Origin of the sequence: Rhodococcus sp. NPDC060176 (assembly GCF_042728675.1) — a bacterium.
Taxonomy (GTDB): Bacteria; Actinomycetota; Actinomycetes; order Mycobacteriales; family Mycobacteriaceae; genus Rhodococcus_F.
Genome location: NZ_JBHWYS010000004.1, coordinates 359,153 through 375,650 on the forward strand (window position 1 = coordinate 359,153; position 16,498 = coordinate 375,650).

The following is a 16,498-nucleotide window of genomic DNA, read 5'->3' on the forward strand; positions in this document are numbered from 1 at the left end:
ATCCGTGCCTTCAATTGCCTCCTCGCTGTTCTGGATCGCGCTGATCGCGGCCGTCGCACCGATAGTCGCGGGCCTGATCCCGCGTCGGCTGGTTCCCGAAGTTGTGTTGCTGCTGGTCGCGGGCGCAGTAGTCGGACCGTTCGCTCTCAACATCGCCGCTGACAGCGAAGCGATCGGAATCCTCCGCGAACTCGGCCTCGGCATGCTGTTCCTGCTCGCCGGCTACGAGATCGACCGACAGGAACTCAGTGGGCGCGGCGGACGCCGAGCGCTCTACACGTGGCTGTTCTGCCTCGCCCTGGCATTTGCGGTGGTCGCGCTGCTTGGCATGAGGAACGTGATCTCCGCCGAAGCCGCTGTTGCCATCGCAATGACGTCGACGGCTCTGGGCACGCTGCTGCCGATCCTCAAAGACAACAAACTCCTCGACACGCGCTTGGGCAAGACCGTCCTCAACCACGGGGCTGTCGGCGAGCTCGGGCCGGTCGTTGCGATGGCGGTTCTGCTGAGCGCTCGTGGTGCCGTCCTGTCACTGATCGTGCTTGCCGTTTTCGCCTTGATCGCCGTCATCGTGGCGGTGCTGCCTGGCAAGCTGATTCATGAAGGCTCGTGGACACATCGGCTGGTGCGGGCAGGAGCGGACACCACTGCGCAGACGACGGTCCGCCTCACCGTTCTGTTGTTGGTCAGCCTCGGAGTGCTGTCGGCAGTGTTTTCGCTCGACGTCATCCTGGGTGCGTTTGCCGCCGGCTTCATCCTGCGTCGACTCATGCCAGAGGGCGACGAGCGCCTCGAGATCAAGCTCGACGGAATCGCCTTCGGGTTCCTCATCCCGATTTTCTTCATCACCTCCGGCATGGCGATCGACGTCTCGGCAGTCGCCGCGAGTCCCGGCATACTGATTGCGTTTCTGATCCTGATCGTTGTGGTCCGCGGTGTGCCGGTGTTTTTCGTGACGAAATTCGAGAAGGTCGAGCCACCCTTCACCACGCGTGAAAGTGCGCAAGTCGCGCTGTACGGAGCTACCGGTCTACCGATGATCGTGGCTGTCACTGGCGCCGCCGTCGACGCGCATCAGATGTCTTCGGACAACGCGTCGATTCTTGTCGCTGCCGGTGCGATCACCGTTCTACTGCTGCCGATGCTCGCCACTCTGTTGACGAAAAAAGAGAAAGTGTCCTGATTCAGAGATCCAACTGCTCGTCGAGCCAGTCGAACATTCGCTGATCAGTCAGTCGCCTCGCCATGGGCTGACAGTGAAAGTTCGCACCTTCCGCAGCGGTGAAGGGAACCACTGTTGTCGGTCCGCCGGAGAGGGCGGCAAGGCGCTTGGATTGACCCGGCCAGAACTGCTCACCCTCCGGATCAGTGATCAACAGGGGAGTGGAGATCGAGCCGGCGACGTGTTCGAGGTGGTACTTCCGAACTGCGGTGAGAGTGTTGTAATAGCCGTCGGCGAGGTACGGACGCGCTCGGAAACGCCAGATCCGGGCGCTGTCCTTGGAGAATTTCATCCCCAGCCCTATCGCCATGTCGCGGTCGAAGGCCTCCGACTTCTCCTCGTCGAGCAGCTTCTGCATGTTCTTGGGGATGTGGGCGAGCCACGACGCGGCCACGTCCACGACTCCAGGATCGGCGATAGCTGCCGCGATCCGATGCTCGAACGCCAACGACTGCGGCACCCAGTACCCGCCCTGACTGATCCCGTACATCGCCAGCTTCGACGCATCGACGTCCGGCCGGTCCACGAGATAGTCGACGACGGGCGTGATGACGGCTTCCCAGTCGTGACGGAACGGGATGTTGCGCTCGAAGAGCATCGACTGCTGGCCGGGACCGTCGAACATCAACACGTTGTAGCCCCGCTCGAGGGCCCCGGCGCCGCCGCTGCCCCACAACCCGCTGATCGGGCCGTCGCTGCCGTTCACCATGATCAGCGTCGGCCGCCGCACGTCGCCGGGTGGGCGGAAGAAGTACCCGGGCAGGTAGGTGTCCTCGTACGGGATCCGGACGCGTTCGACGGGTTGGGAAGTGGTGTCGACAAAGCGGTCCCACGCTTCGCGGTGACGTTTGAAGGTGGGGACGAGAACGGAGTCGTCACTGAGGCCGTCGACGGCGTTGATCGCCACACCGAAGTACGACGCCGCCCGCAGATACGCGTTGGACGCGCTCCGCGAATGCCCGGCCTCGGCTGACTTATCGGCCTGCCCGAATACCCGTGTTCCGAGGTCGAACCAGGCCTCGTACCAGCCCTCGAGGTCTTTCTCTCCGACATGAGCGATGGCCGAGAGCACCTCGCCGGCATCTGCCGCGCCGTAGGTGGCCAGTCCCAGAACGACTCGTAGCTCGAAGTCGAAGGATTCGTTGCGATAGAAACCAGCCGTGAACGCCTGGTGCGGATGGGCGAAGAACGACGACGCGAGAGACATGGGCACACCTTCGCTAGTTCGGGGCAGCCATTTTCAGTTGTAGTTCCAGGATCGCCCGAATCGCTTGCCGGAAAACCTGTCAGCGCGGCGACGCCGGGAGCCCGGTGGACGGCGGCCTCGACATCGCAAATGCCAGGGTGCACAACCACAACGACATTCCCAGCACCTGCGCACGTTGAGCGATACCCAGTCCGAGATTACCGCCGCCGGAGACCTCAATGCTGTTGGTCGTCAACATCCACACCGTCGCAAGGGAAGTCAGGATCAAAATGGTCAGGCCGGTCGTGCGCAACGACCGGTGTTCGCGATATCTGAACGCTCCCACGGTGAATGCGATCATGGCGGTGAAGATCGCGAACACCGCCACGCTGCTTGTCAATGCGTGAACATGGTGAAGCTGCGGAAGCAGGCCGTCGGGTGCGCTCGACGGGCAGCCCTCGCCCGAGCATTCGAGGGGGAACGACGCGTCGGCGATTGTGGCGATGCCGAACACTGCAAGTGCAATCCAGCCGGTGACGTAGAGCCTGCGCCTGGGCGTGATCAGCAGACCAAGCGCTCCCGAGATCAACATCAAGATCGCGGACAGAACGTCGGCATTGCCGAAGACATCACGGTATTTCTGGTTCTCGGCATCGAGTTCGCTGAGGAACGATGTGACCGGGTCGAGGCCGGTGTCGAGGAAGAATTCGAGAATCCACGACGAGTAGACAATTCCGCCCAGAGCCAGCGCAGCCACCAAACCCCACCGCGCAACGTTGCGTTCCTTCACGAATTCGAGCTTACGGACCGAGCAGGGCTTTCTGGACGCGTTCGGCTGCTACCAGCGGATCTTCGTGCTCCCAGATGCGGATGACGGTCCAACCCTGCTCTGCCAGACGTGCATCGGTGTCGCGGTCTCGAACCACGTTGGCGGCCAACTTGTCCGTCCACCACTGCGCGTTGTTCTTGGGAAACGTCGCATGCTGCGGGCAGCTGTGCCAGAAGCATCCGTCCACGAATACCGCGACTTTTCGGCGTGGAAATACCAGATCAGCGCGTCGGCGAACACCTTTGACCGGCGCCCGGTCCACGAAGTATCGCAGCCCGCGCCGATGAAGCTCGCGTCGAAGTGCGATTTCGGGTTTGGTGTCGCGCCGACGCTGAGCGCTCATCCGAGCGCTGGTGGCAGGATCAGTCGCAGGCACCGTGGTTCTCTCAGCCGTCGGAATCGTCGCTGTCTTCGGGATCGGACCAGGTAGGCGCAAACCTGTTGCGACGCTCCACTTCACCGTGCACGACGGTCACGAAGTCGGTGAACGAAAGCGTCTGAGCGTCGGTGGGGCGGCCGTTGCGTGGCGGCGGTTCGTCGACGTCGAAGAACCGAACCGCACCATCGGGTTCGTAGAGTCCGATGTAGACCTTCTCGAAGAGGTCGTAGCGCGTGTCTTCGGCGCCGAGATCCACCCAGGCCTTTCCCGGAACGCCGACCACCGCGCGCTTGCCCCGGCCCGAGCGCTTCGAGAGCGTCGTGACGTGGTGTGCAAAAGAGGATTTGCCGGTATCGCTGGTCTTGGTCGGGTCCCCGTCGTCGCAGGTGGCGTACGGCTCGAACATGACGGCCACCAACACGCTGTAGGGCTGGCGCTGATGCAGAACCATTGCCTCGCCGCGCAATTCGTGGTCGTTGCGGACGATGTTCTTGGTCCACCGTCCCAGCTTGCCGCTGCGCGGACTGTAGTCCTGGAAGTTGTAGGTCTTGATGGAGACGCAGAGGATCAGACCGAGAGTGGGGTCGAGTGCCTTGACGTCCAAGCGCTTTCGGCCCTTGGCGACATCGACCGTTGCCTCCTGGCCTTCGCCGGACGCCGTCGGAGTGATGTTGGGATACAGCGGACGCAGAGCATCGGCCACAGTCTGTGCCAGTTGATTGGACAGTCGCTGGGCGTAGTTCTTCTTCTCGCCGCGATCGGCATCGGCCGGAGGCTTGTCGCCTGCGAGTTGCAGTGCGCTCCAGAGTGGTTCGTGTTCAGGTTCGGAAAACAGTGTCTCCGGGAACAGGGGCTCCGGTTCAGGAAACAGCGAGTCCGTCATGCCGCGGCCTCGGGATATCCGCCCATCCGCTCGAGATGGCTTTCGACGTCCTCGATGAAACCGGGGATGAACCGAAGATTGCCCATGCGTGCGCGCTTGAGGAAGCCGGCCGTCGCCCGCGCCGACAGCAACCGCGTGTCTTCGAGGAAGCCGCTCAGATCTTCGTAGTCGTACTGCACCGGCCACGTCGACGTGTGTACGCGGAAGGCCTGACGGTTACGGCCCCACGCCGCGCTCGGCCACGCGTCGCCCGGCTCGAGGGGCGTCTCGCCGGCGGCGTCGTATTCGATGGGATCGCTCAACCGGCCGCCGACCCACGACGCCATCCGCACGCTCACGGCATTGCCGACGAGCTTCCATCGGTGGCTGTGGCGAAGGCCGGGGACCTCGACGGACGGCAGCGTCCAGTCGGGATCGAAACCCTGCAAGCGTTCGGCGTCGACGAGACCGGGGGTGACGATCTCGCCGGACGGCAACCGGACTGCCGGTTGGCTGGGGATACCGACGGACGAGCCGCCCTTGAGCGTCGGCACGGCATTGACGGCCCATCCGAGTCCGCGGGTGCCTTCGGTCCAGTAGAAGCCGCACGGGTAGTCCGCGGGATCGCCGCCCAGGCGCTCGCCGGCGTCCTGGCCGAACAGGATTTCGCGAGGATCGTCTGTGCGCGAGGCGAGCATGATGACCCGCTGGCGACGCTGGGGGAGTCCGAAGGCGCGGGCGTCGACCACCCGGTATGCCCAGGTGTATCCGAGGTCTTCGAGGGCGTCGGTGATGTGCCGCATGGCTGCGCCCTTGCCGAGCTGCAGCATGAAGGGGACGTTCTCGATCAACAGCCAGCGCGGGCCTTTCTTGCGCTTGACCAGACGGAACACCTCGTCCACCAGGCCTGAGCGTGCGCCGGTGATGCCTGCGGTCTTGCCGGCCTGAGAGAGGTCCTGGCAGGGGAAACCGGCGGCCACCAATTCGATGTCACTGGGCAGCGCGCGCAGTTTGGTGACGTCACCGTGCAACGGCACGTCTGCGAAACGCGAACGGAGAACTGCCTGGGCGCCGGGATCGATTTCACACAGCAATTCGGTGTTCCACCCATGTTCCGAGAGCCCCAACTCCAGCCCACCGATACCGGCAAACAAACCCACCATGCTCCGCGACGACGTCACAGCACCCTTCCTCACGAACCGACCTAGAAGCACGGTACTCGAGAACTCCGACACCGTTTGCCAACTAATCGGTCCGCGGCGTGCTCCTTACGGAGGATCCGTTGTGAAACGCCTTACATCGAGATCTTCGGGACCGATCGAAGTCCCTAAAAGGTCCCTGATCGAAGCAATAACCCGAACCAGCGGTGCTCCCCGCCCGTTCGTCCATTACCGTGGTCGGGTGAGCATCCAACCTTCCGATGACGCGTCCTGGCCCGCGGTATTGACCTGGCAGGCCCACAACGCTCCTCGTATGGAGTCTGTTCGTGTGCAGCTGAACGGAAATCGCATCAAGGCTTCCGGCCGGATCATCGGTGGAGCCTGCAGCGATCACCCGGCATTCAGCGCGTCATACGACCTGGTTACCGACGAGGCCGGCATCACCCGCAGGCTCTCCGTTCGGACTGCCTTGGCTGCCGGTGAGCGTCAGATGTCGATCAGCCGGGACGAAGAAGGCACCTGGATGGTCGAGAACGGCGCGAGCCATCAGCGCTCGGCGTTCGACGGTGCACTCGACGTCGACGTGATCCTCAGCCCGTTCTTCAACACGCTGCCCATCCGCCGCGTCGGCCTGCAGAACGACATCGAAGACGCCGAGGTTCCGGTCGTCTACGTCAACCTTCTCGACCTGCGCGTCGAGGGCGCGACCATCACGTACAGCAGCGGCACCGACGGAATCAGTGTGTTGTCCCCGGTGTCCAGCTCGACGCTGTCCGTCGACACCGAAGGTTTTGTCCTCGACTACCCGGGTCTGGCAACTCGTATCTAGGTTTCGTAGTTCCAGGTTTCGTATCTCTAGGTTGCGGATCGCCGGATGACGCCACCGCGTCGACCGGCGTCTCGCATCCGGTCGATCCAGTCGGGTTCTCCGACGTGAATATCTTCGATGTCCCAACGCTCGTGCGACTGGTATTCGCCGCGCGCAGCGAACCCTGCGTCCACCAATCGGGCCGTCGAGCCGTTGTCGAGCAGATCGGTACGTGCACCCTGCAGAAGGTCGAGCGCTTCGTCCAGCGCGACCAGCAGGGCGTCGCGGTTGCCCTCGCACATCGCCCGCACCAGGCCGGGTGCGCTTCCCGCCACGCGAGTGCCGTCGCGAAATGATCCGGCAGCCAGCCCGAGTGCCAGTTCGCCGCCGGCCGCTCCCGTGATCGCAAGTGTTTCCGCAAGCAGGTGAGGCAAGTGCGAGATACGCGCGACTGCTCGATCGTGCTCAAGAGATTCGGCAGGCACGACCACCGAGCCGCAGTCGAGTGCGAGATCGGCAACCTGCTTCCACACGTCTGCGTCGACGCCCTCGTCGGTTGCCACTACCCACACGGCGTCGACGAACAGATCGGCATCCCCGACCGCCCAACCTGATGCCGAGGTCCCGGCCATCGGATGTCCGCCCACGAACTTGGCGCTCAAGCCCGCTCGTTCGACAGCGGCTTTCACTTCACCCTTGACGCTGACGACGTCGGTGATCGGATTGTTCGGCGCATGCGCGGCGATTGCCGCCAAGGTGGCGTCGACGGCAGGCATGGGCACGGCGATCACGATGACGGCACCGCTCTCGTTCGCCCTGCGCAGTGTGGAAACCAGGTCGGTGTCGGCGTCGAAACCGTCGGCTCGGGCGGCGTCGGCGGACTCGACGGAACGGTTGTAACCCCATGCTCGACGGCCGGATCGGACGGCGGCTCGAAGCAGCGAACCGCCGATCAATCCGAGGCCGAGAACGCAGACTGGTGGGGCGGAATCGATCGCAGACACGAGTTCAGGTTGGCACATCGATGCTCGGACTTCACTCACTGGCACCAGGCGGGCTACCGTTGCGCCATGGGTGCACAGCGCGCGGGTAACAAGAGCGCCTCTTCGAACCAGTCGGAGGAGCTTGAAGGCTTCGGTGTCGCGGTGGTCCGTGAAGAGGGGCGTTGGACGGTCAAAGCACTGACGCCCGACGCGTTGACCTCGCTCTCGGCCGCCGAAACGCAGCTGCGTGAGTTGCGAAGTTCGGGTGCCGTCTTCGGCCTTCTCGACGTCGACGACGAGTTCTTCATCGTGTTGCGTCCGGCCCCGTCCGGCACGCAGTTGCTGATTTCCGACGCGACCGCCGCCATCGACTACGACATCGCAGCCGACGTCCTCGACGCCTTGCACATCGAGATCCCCGACATCGACCCGGACGACCTCGATGATGTCGAGCCGTGGGAAGAGGGAGATCTGTCCGTCCTGGCCGATCTGGGCCTGCCGGAACCCGTACTCGCCGTCATCGCGGCCGAGACCGATCTGTATCCGGACGAGCAGTTGGGGATGATCGCGCAGCGACTCGGGTTCGCATCCGAGTTCGGCGCAGCGCTCGACAAGCTCCCGCGCTAGATGACTCTCGCTGACGATCAGCGCATGATCCGTGCGGCCATCGTGGCTGCACGCTCCGCTTCCGACGCCGACGTACCGGTCGGCGCCGTGGTGTTCGACGCAGACGGCGCCGAGGTTGCTCGCGCTGCCAATGCCAGGGAAGCGTCGTCCGATCCGACTGCGCACGCCGAGATCGTCGCATTGCGTGCTGCCGCGAAAATCTACGGCGACGGCTGGCGTCTGGAAGGTGCGACGCTGGCGGTCACGCTCGAGCCCTGCACGATGTGCGCCGGCGCTCTGGTCCTCGCCCGGGTCTCCCGAGTCGTTTTCGGGGCGTGGGAGCCGAAAACCGGTGCCGTCGGATCATTATGGGACGTAGTTCGAGATAAAAGATTGACCTATCGACCGCAAGTCCGCGGAGGCGTCCTCGAGGACGAATGCGCTGGGCTTTTGGAAGATTTCTTCCGCGAGCAGCGAGCCTGAAATCGCTATTCCCCATCGAGAGTGATCGCACACTCGGGTAGCCGGAACCGGTAAACGAGGGCATGGTGGAGGCAGATGCCGTCAGGGTATCGGCGGATCGTCGGAAGGCGATTCGTTCGCGTTCACGGAGGAGAACTCATGGGAATCGCAGACAAGGCTCAGAACAAGGCCGAAGACCTCGGGGGCAAGGCCAAGGAAGCTGCTGGCAGCGCTACCGGTGACCGGGACCTCGAAAACGAAGGCAAGGGCGACCAGGTGAAATCGGCCGTCAAGGATGCAGGCGAGAAGGTCAAGGACGCCGCGTCCAGCATCAAGGACAAGCTCACGTAATACCGCTCCACCTGGCGATTTCGGTCAGGGGCACTCCATCCGGTAAAGTCACCAGCGGTGGCGTGTCCGAGCGGCCTAAGGAGCACGCCTCGAAAGCGTGTGACGGGTAACCCCCGTCCGAGGGTTCAAATCCCTCCGCCACCGCCAAAGCTCCCCACCTGTTCACACAGGTGGGGAGCTTTTTTGTGTCAATTCGTGCGAATCTTCAGCCACTTGTGGCCACTTTTCGGCCACACTCACGGGCCAGGAAAGACCAGATCCGTCAACGCCTTGCCGACGCACCGGCGAGACAGCTCGTCGAGGATGAACTGAGGGACGGGCACCGATCGGGTCCGGAGAATCTTGGTCAGGCCCTCCGCGTGATGGACTCCGAGCTGCACGGCATTGTCGTGGACGGTAATCCGGCGGTGCAAGAACTCCACATCTTTTACCCTCAGTGCCACCAGTTCGCCCCAGTGCAGTTCTGTGTAGGCGAGATGAGCACCTGAACCCGATGTTGTCCTGACTCGTGAGCCAGACGTGCAACGTCGTCGGCTGAGAATTTCAGGTGAGTGAGGTTCAGGAGAGCGCCGTCGACCTTGAAGCCGATGGTCGCCGGTACCTCGGTTCGTTTGCCTTCCATCAGTGATCCGAGCGCGACTACCAACCAATGGGTTTGGAAACTGTCTGCGCTCGGGCTCCGCACAGTTTACTAGTTGAATACGGCACAAACGATCTGCCGTAGCGCACCTGGACGCCGAGGACCACAACTCACGCAAGTGTGCAGGTCTTCTCACAATCACAACTGTGAAAAGATCCAGATCCGTCAAAAATCACCTTCAAAAAGAATCAAGTACGTATTCTTCCTCAGTGCCGGACAGTTCTAATCGTAAGTCCCACTGCACGACCAACGGCCGGCACATTGAAAACCCGCACCAACTTACATCTTGTGCCTGCTCGGATCATTGTGGATCAACTCATGCGCTCCGGATCCCGGAGAGCCGGATAAAGCTCGAAGAAATACCCCAGTTTCGAGGACTTTCACATTAGCGTCGTGCAACCTCCCCGAAGATCTTTGAAAACCGGCACCTCTGCCCTGTATGCAGCAACGAATGCTGCCGGGCTCTAAACGAAGAGAGGAGGTGAATTAGAAATGAATAACGTCCTCTTTGCTATCGTCAACGTGATCGTGGCGATGGCGAACGGTTCCACGATCCCCTTCTCATTAGAAGGCGCAGGGCCACTAACCGCCCCCGACTTGTAGAGAAGATCGGCCGACCGCATGTGGATGACAGTTTGAGCTCTGCCTGACGGGGTCCCAAATAGTTGGTCGAGGCCGCCGCGAGCATCTTCGTCATCGGCGACTAACGCCACGAATAGGCCGTAGACCACCGCCATCTACCGCTAAACTCCACAGCCGACGCTCTCTTTCGAAACTGGAGGGTGTCTCTTTTCCTGGAATTGAGACACGGTTGCGGTGAGTTACCGATCTGGATCGCAAATAGCTTCCCGGCTCCGGGAAATGGTCAACCGTGGGCGCGTTTTCGTGGCCACACTTAACCACACTTCACCTTGAAACCGGGTGATTCAGCGTTATCTCGGGGTTCAAATCCCTCCGCCACCGCCAAAGCTCCCCACCTGTTCACTCAGGTGGGGAGCTTTTTGTGGGTCCCGAATGCTGCCGACTGCCGGGGACGGACACGCTCCGGCCGTAGTATCGGGCGACCGGCCAGGTCGAAGCCCGTGTCCCTAAAGCCGGGGCGGATCCGTCGCTCCGAAACGTAATCCTTAGTCAAGGAACAAATATTCGGATTGGGCAGAAATCCGTCGTTGGGACGAGAGCGGCTCCCGACCTCGGGGGAGATCAGGAGCCACTCTCCATCTAATAGGGGAGGCCCGCCCCAGTCGCGGTGTAAAACCCGTTCAACGACAAAGCCGTTCGTTACTTCGAAGGTCGGGCTGTTGTCGTTCCTCTGGGGACCTGTTTCTGCCGGGCGGCCCAACCCCTCTGCCGTGACGGATTGAAAGCTCGTGAGACTGAAAAGCTGTGCCGGACAAGTACTACTGACCGTTGGCAAGTTCCCGCAGTTTTGCGCGAGACACCTTGCCGGCGGCTGACCGCGGAAAGTCCTCCACGAAGATGTATTCGCGCGGTCGTTTGAATCCGGCGATCTGCTCACGTACGTGCAGGTCCAGCGCCGCACGAAGGCCGTCGTCGCCGTTGAATCCGGATGCAAGCTGAACGACCGCCACCACTTTCTGACCCCACTCGGGGTCGGCAACACCGATAACTCCGACATCGTCGACGCCGGGATGTTCGAGCAGTGCGCCCTCGACCTCCGCTGGGTACACGTTCACGCCGCCGGTGAGAATCAGATCCGCACGCCGGTCCAGTACGTACAGGTAGCCGTCGTCGTCGAAGCGTCCGACGTCTCCTGACGTGGCGAAGTCGCCCCAGCGCGCCGCAGCGGTCTTCTCGGGGTCACCCAGGTATTCGAACGGGTGAGACTTGAAGTAGATAGTGCCCTCTTCGCCCGGAGCAGCTTGTTCTCCGTCCAGCCCCCGGAGTACTACGGCACCCGGTGCCGGTCGCCCAACAGTGCCCGGATGTTCGAGCCACTCTTGCGTGGAGCACGTGGCCGCGTGGCCCTCCGTGGAGCCGAGGTACTCCCACAGCACCGGGCCGAACCAATCGATCATCGCGCGCTTGGTCGCCGTGGGGCACGGGGCACCGGCGTGAAGCAGGGACTGGATGCTCGAAACATCGGCACCGACTCGAACGCCGGCCGGCAAATCGAGGAGTCGTTGAAAGTGCGTCGGAACCATGTGGGAGGTAGTGATTGCGTTGTCGCTGATCGACCGAAGAACATCTTCGGCGTTGAAGCCCGGCAAGATGTACAGCGTGTGGCCGGCATGCAGAATCATCAGTGAATTGCCGCCGGGCGCAGCGTGATACACGGGCGAGCAAACCAAATGACGTCCAGGTGTTCCCGGCGGTATCCCCACCGTCGCCAAATGCTGAGCACCCGCTTCGAGAGAACTCTCGGGCGTTGCATCGGGTAGCGGTCGGCGTACGCCCTTCGGCCGTCCCGTGGTTCCGGACGTGTACATCATCAGCGAGCCGAGGGTCCGTGTGGCGGGAGTCTCGTCCGAGACATCGGTGAAGGATTCGTAGCTGGACCAGTCGGCCGGCGCGCTACCGATAACCACTCGGTGCGGCACTGCGTCTTCGACACGGCCGACGACCTTGTCGGCGAGTTCTGCGTGCGTGATGAGTACTGACGCACTGGAATCACGCACGATGTATTCAACTTCGGGCGCAGCCAGATGAGTATTGATCGGAACGAAATACAAACCACTCTGCGTGCATGCCAGGGCAATTTCGTAGTACTCGGCACCGTTCGACAGCAGACCCGCGACGACGTCGCCCCTGTGCAGACCCGCAGCGGTGAACTTGTTGCTGAGCTGGTTGACCTTACGAATGAGCTCGCCGAAAGTTTTTGTCTTGCCGTCGATTACGATTGCGGGCCGAGTGGGGTCAGTTTGGCCAAGCAGCCAGGCTCCGCCCTCTGAAGGATCAGACGGTTGTTGGTGATCCTCGCGCTCGCTGTTGACCACGGTAGACATGAGTGTCCTCTTTCTGGAGGGATTTCGGTGACTATTGCGAAGTGTTCTTAGTTTTCGGGGGTGTGTCGTCGGGATCGCAAACGCGTACTGATCACCGTCACCACTGGAAACCCGATGGCAACCAACGTCCAACTCTCCGGACGTTGGTTGCCAAGGGCAGACCGCACCTTTTGCGTCGACGCGGCGTGGCCGTCAGCCGCATCTTTGTCGAGCGGTAATCCGGGTGACGATCAGAATGAAAGGCCTGTCGTTACTGGCGCGAGGGACCTGCGATCACCTGTAGTTCGGTGAAGCTGTGCAGACCCCAAGGGCCGTTTTCCACTCCGACGCCGCTGTGCTTGTGACCACCGAAGGGGAGGTGGGGGAGTACACCTGCACCGTGCGCGTTGATCGAGACCTGCCCGGCGTCGAATTGCGGTGCGAGCCGGGCGGCGTGGTCGGCATCCCCCGACCACACAGATGCGGTGAGACCGTACTCACTTCGGTTGGCGCGGACGATGGCGTCGGCTTCGTCGCGGAACGAGATGATGGGAAGCACCGGGCCGAATTGCTCTTCGTCGACGATGCGCATTCCGTCGTTGACCTGGTCGAGGATGGTCGGCTGATGAAAGTAGCCGTCCCGGTCAATTGGTTTGCCGCCGGCGGTGGCCCGCGCGCCGTTGCCCACCGCGTCCGCAATCAATTCCTTGACCCGTTCGAACTGCGGCTTGTTGTTGATAGGCCCGAGTTCTGTTCCCTCGACGGTCCCCTCGTCGACCTTGACGGATCTGGCGATTGCACTGAGTGCCTCGACCAGCTGGGGTTGGATACTTTCGTGTGCGTACACTCGCTTGATCGCGAGGCAGATCTGTCCGTTGTTGGTGAATGCGCTTCGGAAGAGGCTGGGTGCGATCTTCTCCACGTCCACGTCGCCGAGGATGACGGCGGGATCGTTTCCGCCGAGTTCCAGAGTGATGCGCTTGAGGTCGTCGGCAGCCCCGAGTGCGACCTTTCGCCCGACCGCGGTTGACCCGGTAAAGCTGACTTTCCGCGGAACGGGGTGCGAAACCATGGTTGCGCCAAGGGGATCAGGCCCGGTGACCACGTTCAGCACACCGTCAGGGAAGGTGCCACGGAGAATTCGGGCGAGCGCAAGTGTTGCCAGCGGCGTGTACGGCGACGGTTTGACGACGATCGTGTTGCCCGCCCGTAGTGCCGGCGCAATCTTCCACATCGCGAGCGTGATCGGAAAATTCCACGGGGTTATGGCACTGACGACGCCCAACGGTCGACGGGTGACCTCCTCGAACGCCTCTGCGTCGTTTCGGATGATTTCCCGCGGGATCTCGAGATCTGCGAAGTAGCGCAGCCACGTCGCCGCAATATGGAATTCCATCGTGGAGTCGGCGAGCGATTTGCCCTGTTCGAAGGTCAGGATCGGGGCGAGTTCGCTGATCCGGCTTTCGATGACGTCTGCTGCTTGGCGCAATGCGCTACGACGGAATTCCTCGTCGATCCGCCACGATGTGTACGCATTCTGAGCTGCGGCGAACACCTCGTCGAGCTGATCCGGTGTGACGGACGGAGCCTGAGCGAATACCTCGCCTGTCGCGGGGTTGATCACACCGAAGGTGCCGGTGGTGAGGAGATCGCGTCCATTCGAGGTTGCTGCCGCCGATAATGCAAGCGAATCCGTTGAGGTCATTCTCGATCCCATTTCGTGGTCAGTGTTGTGCCGGCGTCAGCACCGGCTTGATGGTCTTGCCGGAGAGCGAATCCTCCACGGCCTGGTTGATCTGTTCGAGCGGGTAGGTCTGGACGAGCTTGTCGAAGGGGAACCAACCGCGCTGCCACAGATCCACGAGCTGGGGAAGGAAGATCTGTGGGATCGAAGTCCCTTCCAGGGCATACGTCACGGTCCGGCCGGTCAACAAAGTCTGGTCGATTTCGATTTTCGCCTGGCTTCCACCTACCAACACCGCTTTACCCGGCATGTCGAGGACGCTGATAGCTGCCGTGATCACCGAGGGCACACCGGTTGTCTCGAAGGAGAAGTCGAGTCCGCGTCCGCCGTTCTTGATCGCTTCGACGAGGTCAGGCGTGTCGCCGCGGACTGTACGGGTGGCGCCGACTTCCAACGCTGTTTCGAGCCTGGCGTCGACCAGGTCGACGACGACGATGTCGCGTGCGCCTGCAGCCTTGGCAGCCATCACAGCGGCAAGGCCGACGCCACCTGCTCCGAACACTGCAATGCTCTGTCCGGCAGCAAGTTTCATCTCATTGAGGACTGAACCGGCTCCGGTCTGCAAGCCGCAGCCGAGAGGGCCGAGAAGCTCGAGTGGGAGTGATTTGTCCACCACGACCAGATTGCGCTCGGTTGCGATGGCGTGCGTGGCGAAGGAGGATTGCCCGAACCATCGGTTCGCCAGCGGGAGGCCGTTCTGATCGACCGCGCTCGTGCTGAGGTCCGTGCGACGCCCCGTAACATTGCGAGAAAAGAATTCGTCACAGTAGGAAGGGATTCCGGACCGGCAGTTGCGGCAGTGACCGCAGGCATCGAAACTGATCAGCACGTGGTCACCGACCTCGATGCCTCGGACCCCGCTACCAACCTCTTCGACGATGCCGGAGCCTTCGTGGCCGAGAATGATCGGCCCCATCTGCTCGACCAAATCGGGATCGAGTATGTGGAGGTCGGTGTGACACATCCCTGCGCCGACTACCTTCACGAGAAGTTCGTCCGGTGCAAGCGGCCCGAGCTCGATCTCCTCGAGTTCGAACTTGCCGTCGCCGTTACGCAGTACGGCGGCCGTTGCGGTAGTGGTCATGATTTCTTCTCCGTGGGGTTGAGGAGCTCGAGCGCATCTGCCCAGGTGCCTTTTTTGGCAATAATGCGGCGCAACTTCATGATCTTGCGTTGTTCGTTCAAGGTGGCGGCGCCGACCAGGCGATCACCCGAGCGGTACAGCGCCACGAATTTGTCAGCCTCCGGATCGCCGGAAGCGAAGACAACTTCGTCGGCGACTGCGGTGCCTACGAACTGGATTCGGCTCTTATACCAGTCGCTCCAGAAGTAGGGGACTGTCTCGTAAGGCTTGGCATCCTCGGGTGCGACGGCATTGACAGCTGCCTGGTTCGCCTGATCAGCAGCATTCGTCCAGTTCTCGAGTCGCACTGAGAGTCCGTCGAACGCGGGGTTGGGCCAGTGGACCACATCGCCTGCCGCATAGACGTCTTCGAGCGAGGTTTGAAGGAACTCGTTTGCGATCACCCCGCCGTCTACCGGATGTAGTTCGATGCCCGAATCTGCCAGCCACCCGGTTGCGGGAGCCGCTCCCACGCCGACGACGACGAGCTCAGCGGGCAGCGAAGTGCCGGTACTGAGCCGAACGGCCTCGACGTGGGTGGTGCCGATCAGCTCTTCGACCTGGACGTCGCACAAGAGTGGAATTCCGTTGCGTTCGTGCAGCTTTGCGAGTGTCTGGCCGACGGTCTCACCGACTGCGCGGACGAGTGGAATGGGCGCAGCCTCGACGATCGTCACGTCTGCGCCTCGGTCTCGGGCGGACGACGCGAGCTCGGACCCGATGAATCCGGCGCCGACTATCACGAGCTTTGTTCCGGGGCGCAGTCTTTCGCGGAGGGCGAGTGCGTCATCGATCGTGCGAAGCGCGATAACGCCGTCCAAATCCGGGGCGTGGGGCAACGAGCGTGGTGACGCACCTGTCGCAATGATCAACTTCTGGTAGGGAATCCAGTCGTTGTCTCCGACCCGGACGCGGTGCGACTCCGGGTCCAGCCCGGTCGCCGGTGCCCCGAGGAGAAGCTTCACATCCAGGGAGGCGAGCTCCTCCGCGGTGGTGTGATAGTCGACCTCGGCGCCGTCTTTCAGGAACTGCTTGCTCAGGGGAGGCCGGTCGTAGGGAAGATGGAGTTCGTCGCCGACCAGAGTGATCGGTCCCTCGTACCCTGCCAGGCGGGCGGACTCCGCGGCCCGCAGGCCCGCCAGTGACGCTCCGACGACAACGAGTCCCGCGCCGTGATCGATATCTGTTGTGCTCACGG

16 protein-coding genes and 1 tRNA gene are annotated in these 16,498 nt (G+C 62.3%); 6 read left to right on the forward strand and 11 right to left on the reverse strand.

Annotation, left to right across the window (positions count from 1 at the left end):
- Positions 1-4: 4 nt before the first annotated feature.
- The gene (locus ACFWEM_RS21280) at positions 5-1,183 is read left to right on the forward strand and encodes a cation:proton antiporter (protein WP_378536703.1); all 1,179 of its coding nucleotides are present in this window, start codon (positions 5-7) and stop codon (positions 1,181-1,183) included.
- Between the two features lies 1 nt (position 1,184).
- On the opposite strand, the gene ACFWEM_RS21285 is transcribed toward ACFWEM_RS21280, so the two are convergent.
- The 5 genes from ACFWEM_RS21285 to ACFWEM_RS21305 all read right to left on the reverse strand — a co-directional run bounded on the left by ACFWEM_RS21285 (position 1,185) and on the right by ACFWEM_RS21305 (position 5,641).
- Positions 1,185-2,429 carry an alpha/beta hydrolase family protein gene (locus ACFWEM_RS21285; RefSeq protein ID WP_378536705.1) on the reverse strand — a complete coding sequence of 415 codons (1,245 nt, stop codon included), beginning with the start codon at positions 2,427-2,429 and terminating at the stop codon, positions 1,185-1,187.
- A gap of 79 nt (positions 2,430-2,508) precedes the next feature.
- Positions 2,509-3,198 (reverse strand): DUF998 domain-containing protein, encoded by a 690-nt coding sequence (locus tag ACFWEM_RS21290; protein WP_029254264.1) that lies wholly within the window; start codon positions 3,196-3,198, stop codon positions 2,509-2,511.
- Between the two features lie 10 nt (positions 3,199-3,208).
- Positions 3,209-3,613 (reverse strand): very short patch repair endonuclease, encoded by a 405-nt coding sequence (locus ACFWEM_RS21295; RefSeq protein ID WP_019746481.1) that lies wholly within the window; start codon positions 3,611-3,613, stop codon positions 3,209-3,211.
- A 10-nt stretch (positions 3,614-3,623) separates the two neighbouring features.
- On the reverse strand, positions 3,624-4,499 hold the full coding sequence (locus tag ACFWEM_RS21300; protein ID WP_378536708.1) for a hypothetical protein: 876 nt from the start codon (positions 4,497-4,499) through the stop codon (positions 3,624-3,626).
- The gene (locus ACFWEM_RS21305; RefSeq protein ID WP_030535749.1) at positions 4,496-5,641 is read right to left on the reverse strand and encodes a DNA cytosine methyltransferase; all 1,146 of its coding nucleotides are present in this window, start codon (positions 5,639-5,641) and stop codon (positions 4,496-4,498) included. Before ACFWEM_RS21305 ends, ACFWEM_RS21300 begins: the two co-directional genes overlap by 4 nt.
- Before the next feature lie 238 nt (positions 5,642-5,879).
- Here ACFWEM_RS21305 and ACFWEM_RS21310 point away from each other — a divergent pair, with 238 nt between their 5' ends.
- On the forward strand, positions 5,880-6,467 hold the full coding sequence (locus tag ACFWEM_RS21310; RefSeq protein WP_378536711.1) for a putative glycolipid-binding domain-containing protein: 588 nt from the start codon (positions 5,880-5,882) through the stop codon (positions 6,465-6,467).
- A 26-nt stretch (positions 6,468-6,493) separates the two neighbouring features.
- Here the strand turns inward: ACFWEM_RS21310 and ACFWEM_RS21315 are convergent, their stop codons facing one another.
- Positions 6,494-7,468 carry a prephenate dehydrogenase gene (locus ACFWEM_RS21315; RefSeq protein WP_378537164.1) on the reverse strand — a complete coding sequence of 325 codons (975 nt, stop codon included), beginning with the start codon at positions 7,466-7,468 and terminating at the stop codon, positions 6,494-6,496.
- A gap of 48 nt (positions 7,469-7,516) precedes the next feature.
- On the opposite strand from ACFWEM_RS21315, the gene ACFWEM_RS21320 reads away from it, so the two are divergent.
- From ACFWEM_RS21320 to ACFWEM_RS21335, 4 genes are all read left to right on the forward strand, one after another.
- Positions 7,517-8,056: a tRNA adenosine deaminase-associated protein gene (locus ACFWEM_RS21320; protein WP_003943823.1), complete on the forward strand. Its 540-nt coding sequence runs from the start codon at positions 7,517-7,519 to the stop codon at positions 8,054-8,056.
- Positions 8,057-8,518 (forward strand): nucleoside deaminase, encoded by a 462-nt coding sequence (locus ACFWEM_RS21325; RefSeq protein ID WP_378536714.1) that lies wholly within the window; start codon positions 8,057-8,059, stop codon positions 8,516-8,518.
- Positions 8,519-8,656: 138 nt separating this feature from the next.
- A complete protein-coding gene (locus ACFWEM_RS21330) occupies positions 8,657-8,848 on the forward strand; it encodes a CsbD family protein (protein WP_003943869.1) in 192 nt (63 codons plus the stop codon).
- A 56-nt stretch (positions 8,849-8,904) separates the two neighbouring features.
- Positions 8,905-8,995 (forward strand) — tRNA-Ser (locus tag ACFWEM_RS21335).
- An 89-nt stretch (positions 8,996-9,084) separates the two neighbouring features.
- Here the strand turns inward: ACFWEM_RS21335 and ACFWEM_RS21340 are convergent.
- From ACFWEM_RS21340 to ACFWEM_RS21360, 5 genes are all read right to left on the reverse strand, one after another.
- A complete protein-coding gene (locus tag ACFWEM_RS21340; RefSeq protein ID WP_378536717.1) occupies positions 9,085-9,270 on the reverse strand; it encodes a hypothetical protein in 186 nt (61 codons plus the stop codon).
- 1,618 nt (positions 9,271-10,888) lie between these two features.
- Positions 10,889-12,454: an AMP-binding protein gene (locus ACFWEM_RS21345; protein WP_378536720.1), complete on the reverse strand. Its 1,566-nt coding sequence runs from the start codon at positions 12,452-12,454 to the stop codon at positions 10,889-10,891.
- A gap of 250 nt (positions 12,455-12,704) precedes the next feature.
- Entirely contained in the window at positions 12,705-14,138 is a 1,434-nt protein-coding gene (locus ACFWEM_RS21350; protein ID WP_378536722.1) for an aldehyde dehydrogenase family protein, read from the reverse strand.
- A gap of 19 nt (positions 14,139-14,157) precedes the next feature.
- A complete protein-coding gene (locus ACFWEM_RS21355) occupies positions 14,158-15,261 on the reverse strand; it encodes an NAD(P)-dependent alcohol dehydrogenase (protein ID WP_378536725.1) in 1,104 nt (367 codons plus the stop codon).
- The gene (locus tag ACFWEM_RS21360) at positions 15,258-16,496 is read right to left on the reverse strand and encodes an NAD(P)/FAD-dependent oxidoreductase (protein ID WP_378536728.1); all 1,239 of its coding nucleotides are present in this window, start codon (positions 16,494-16,496) and stop codon (positions 15,258-15,260) included. Before ACFWEM_RS21360 ends, ACFWEM_RS21355 begins: the two co-directional genes overlap by 4 nt.
- Positions 16,497-16,498: the final 2 nt, after the last annotated feature.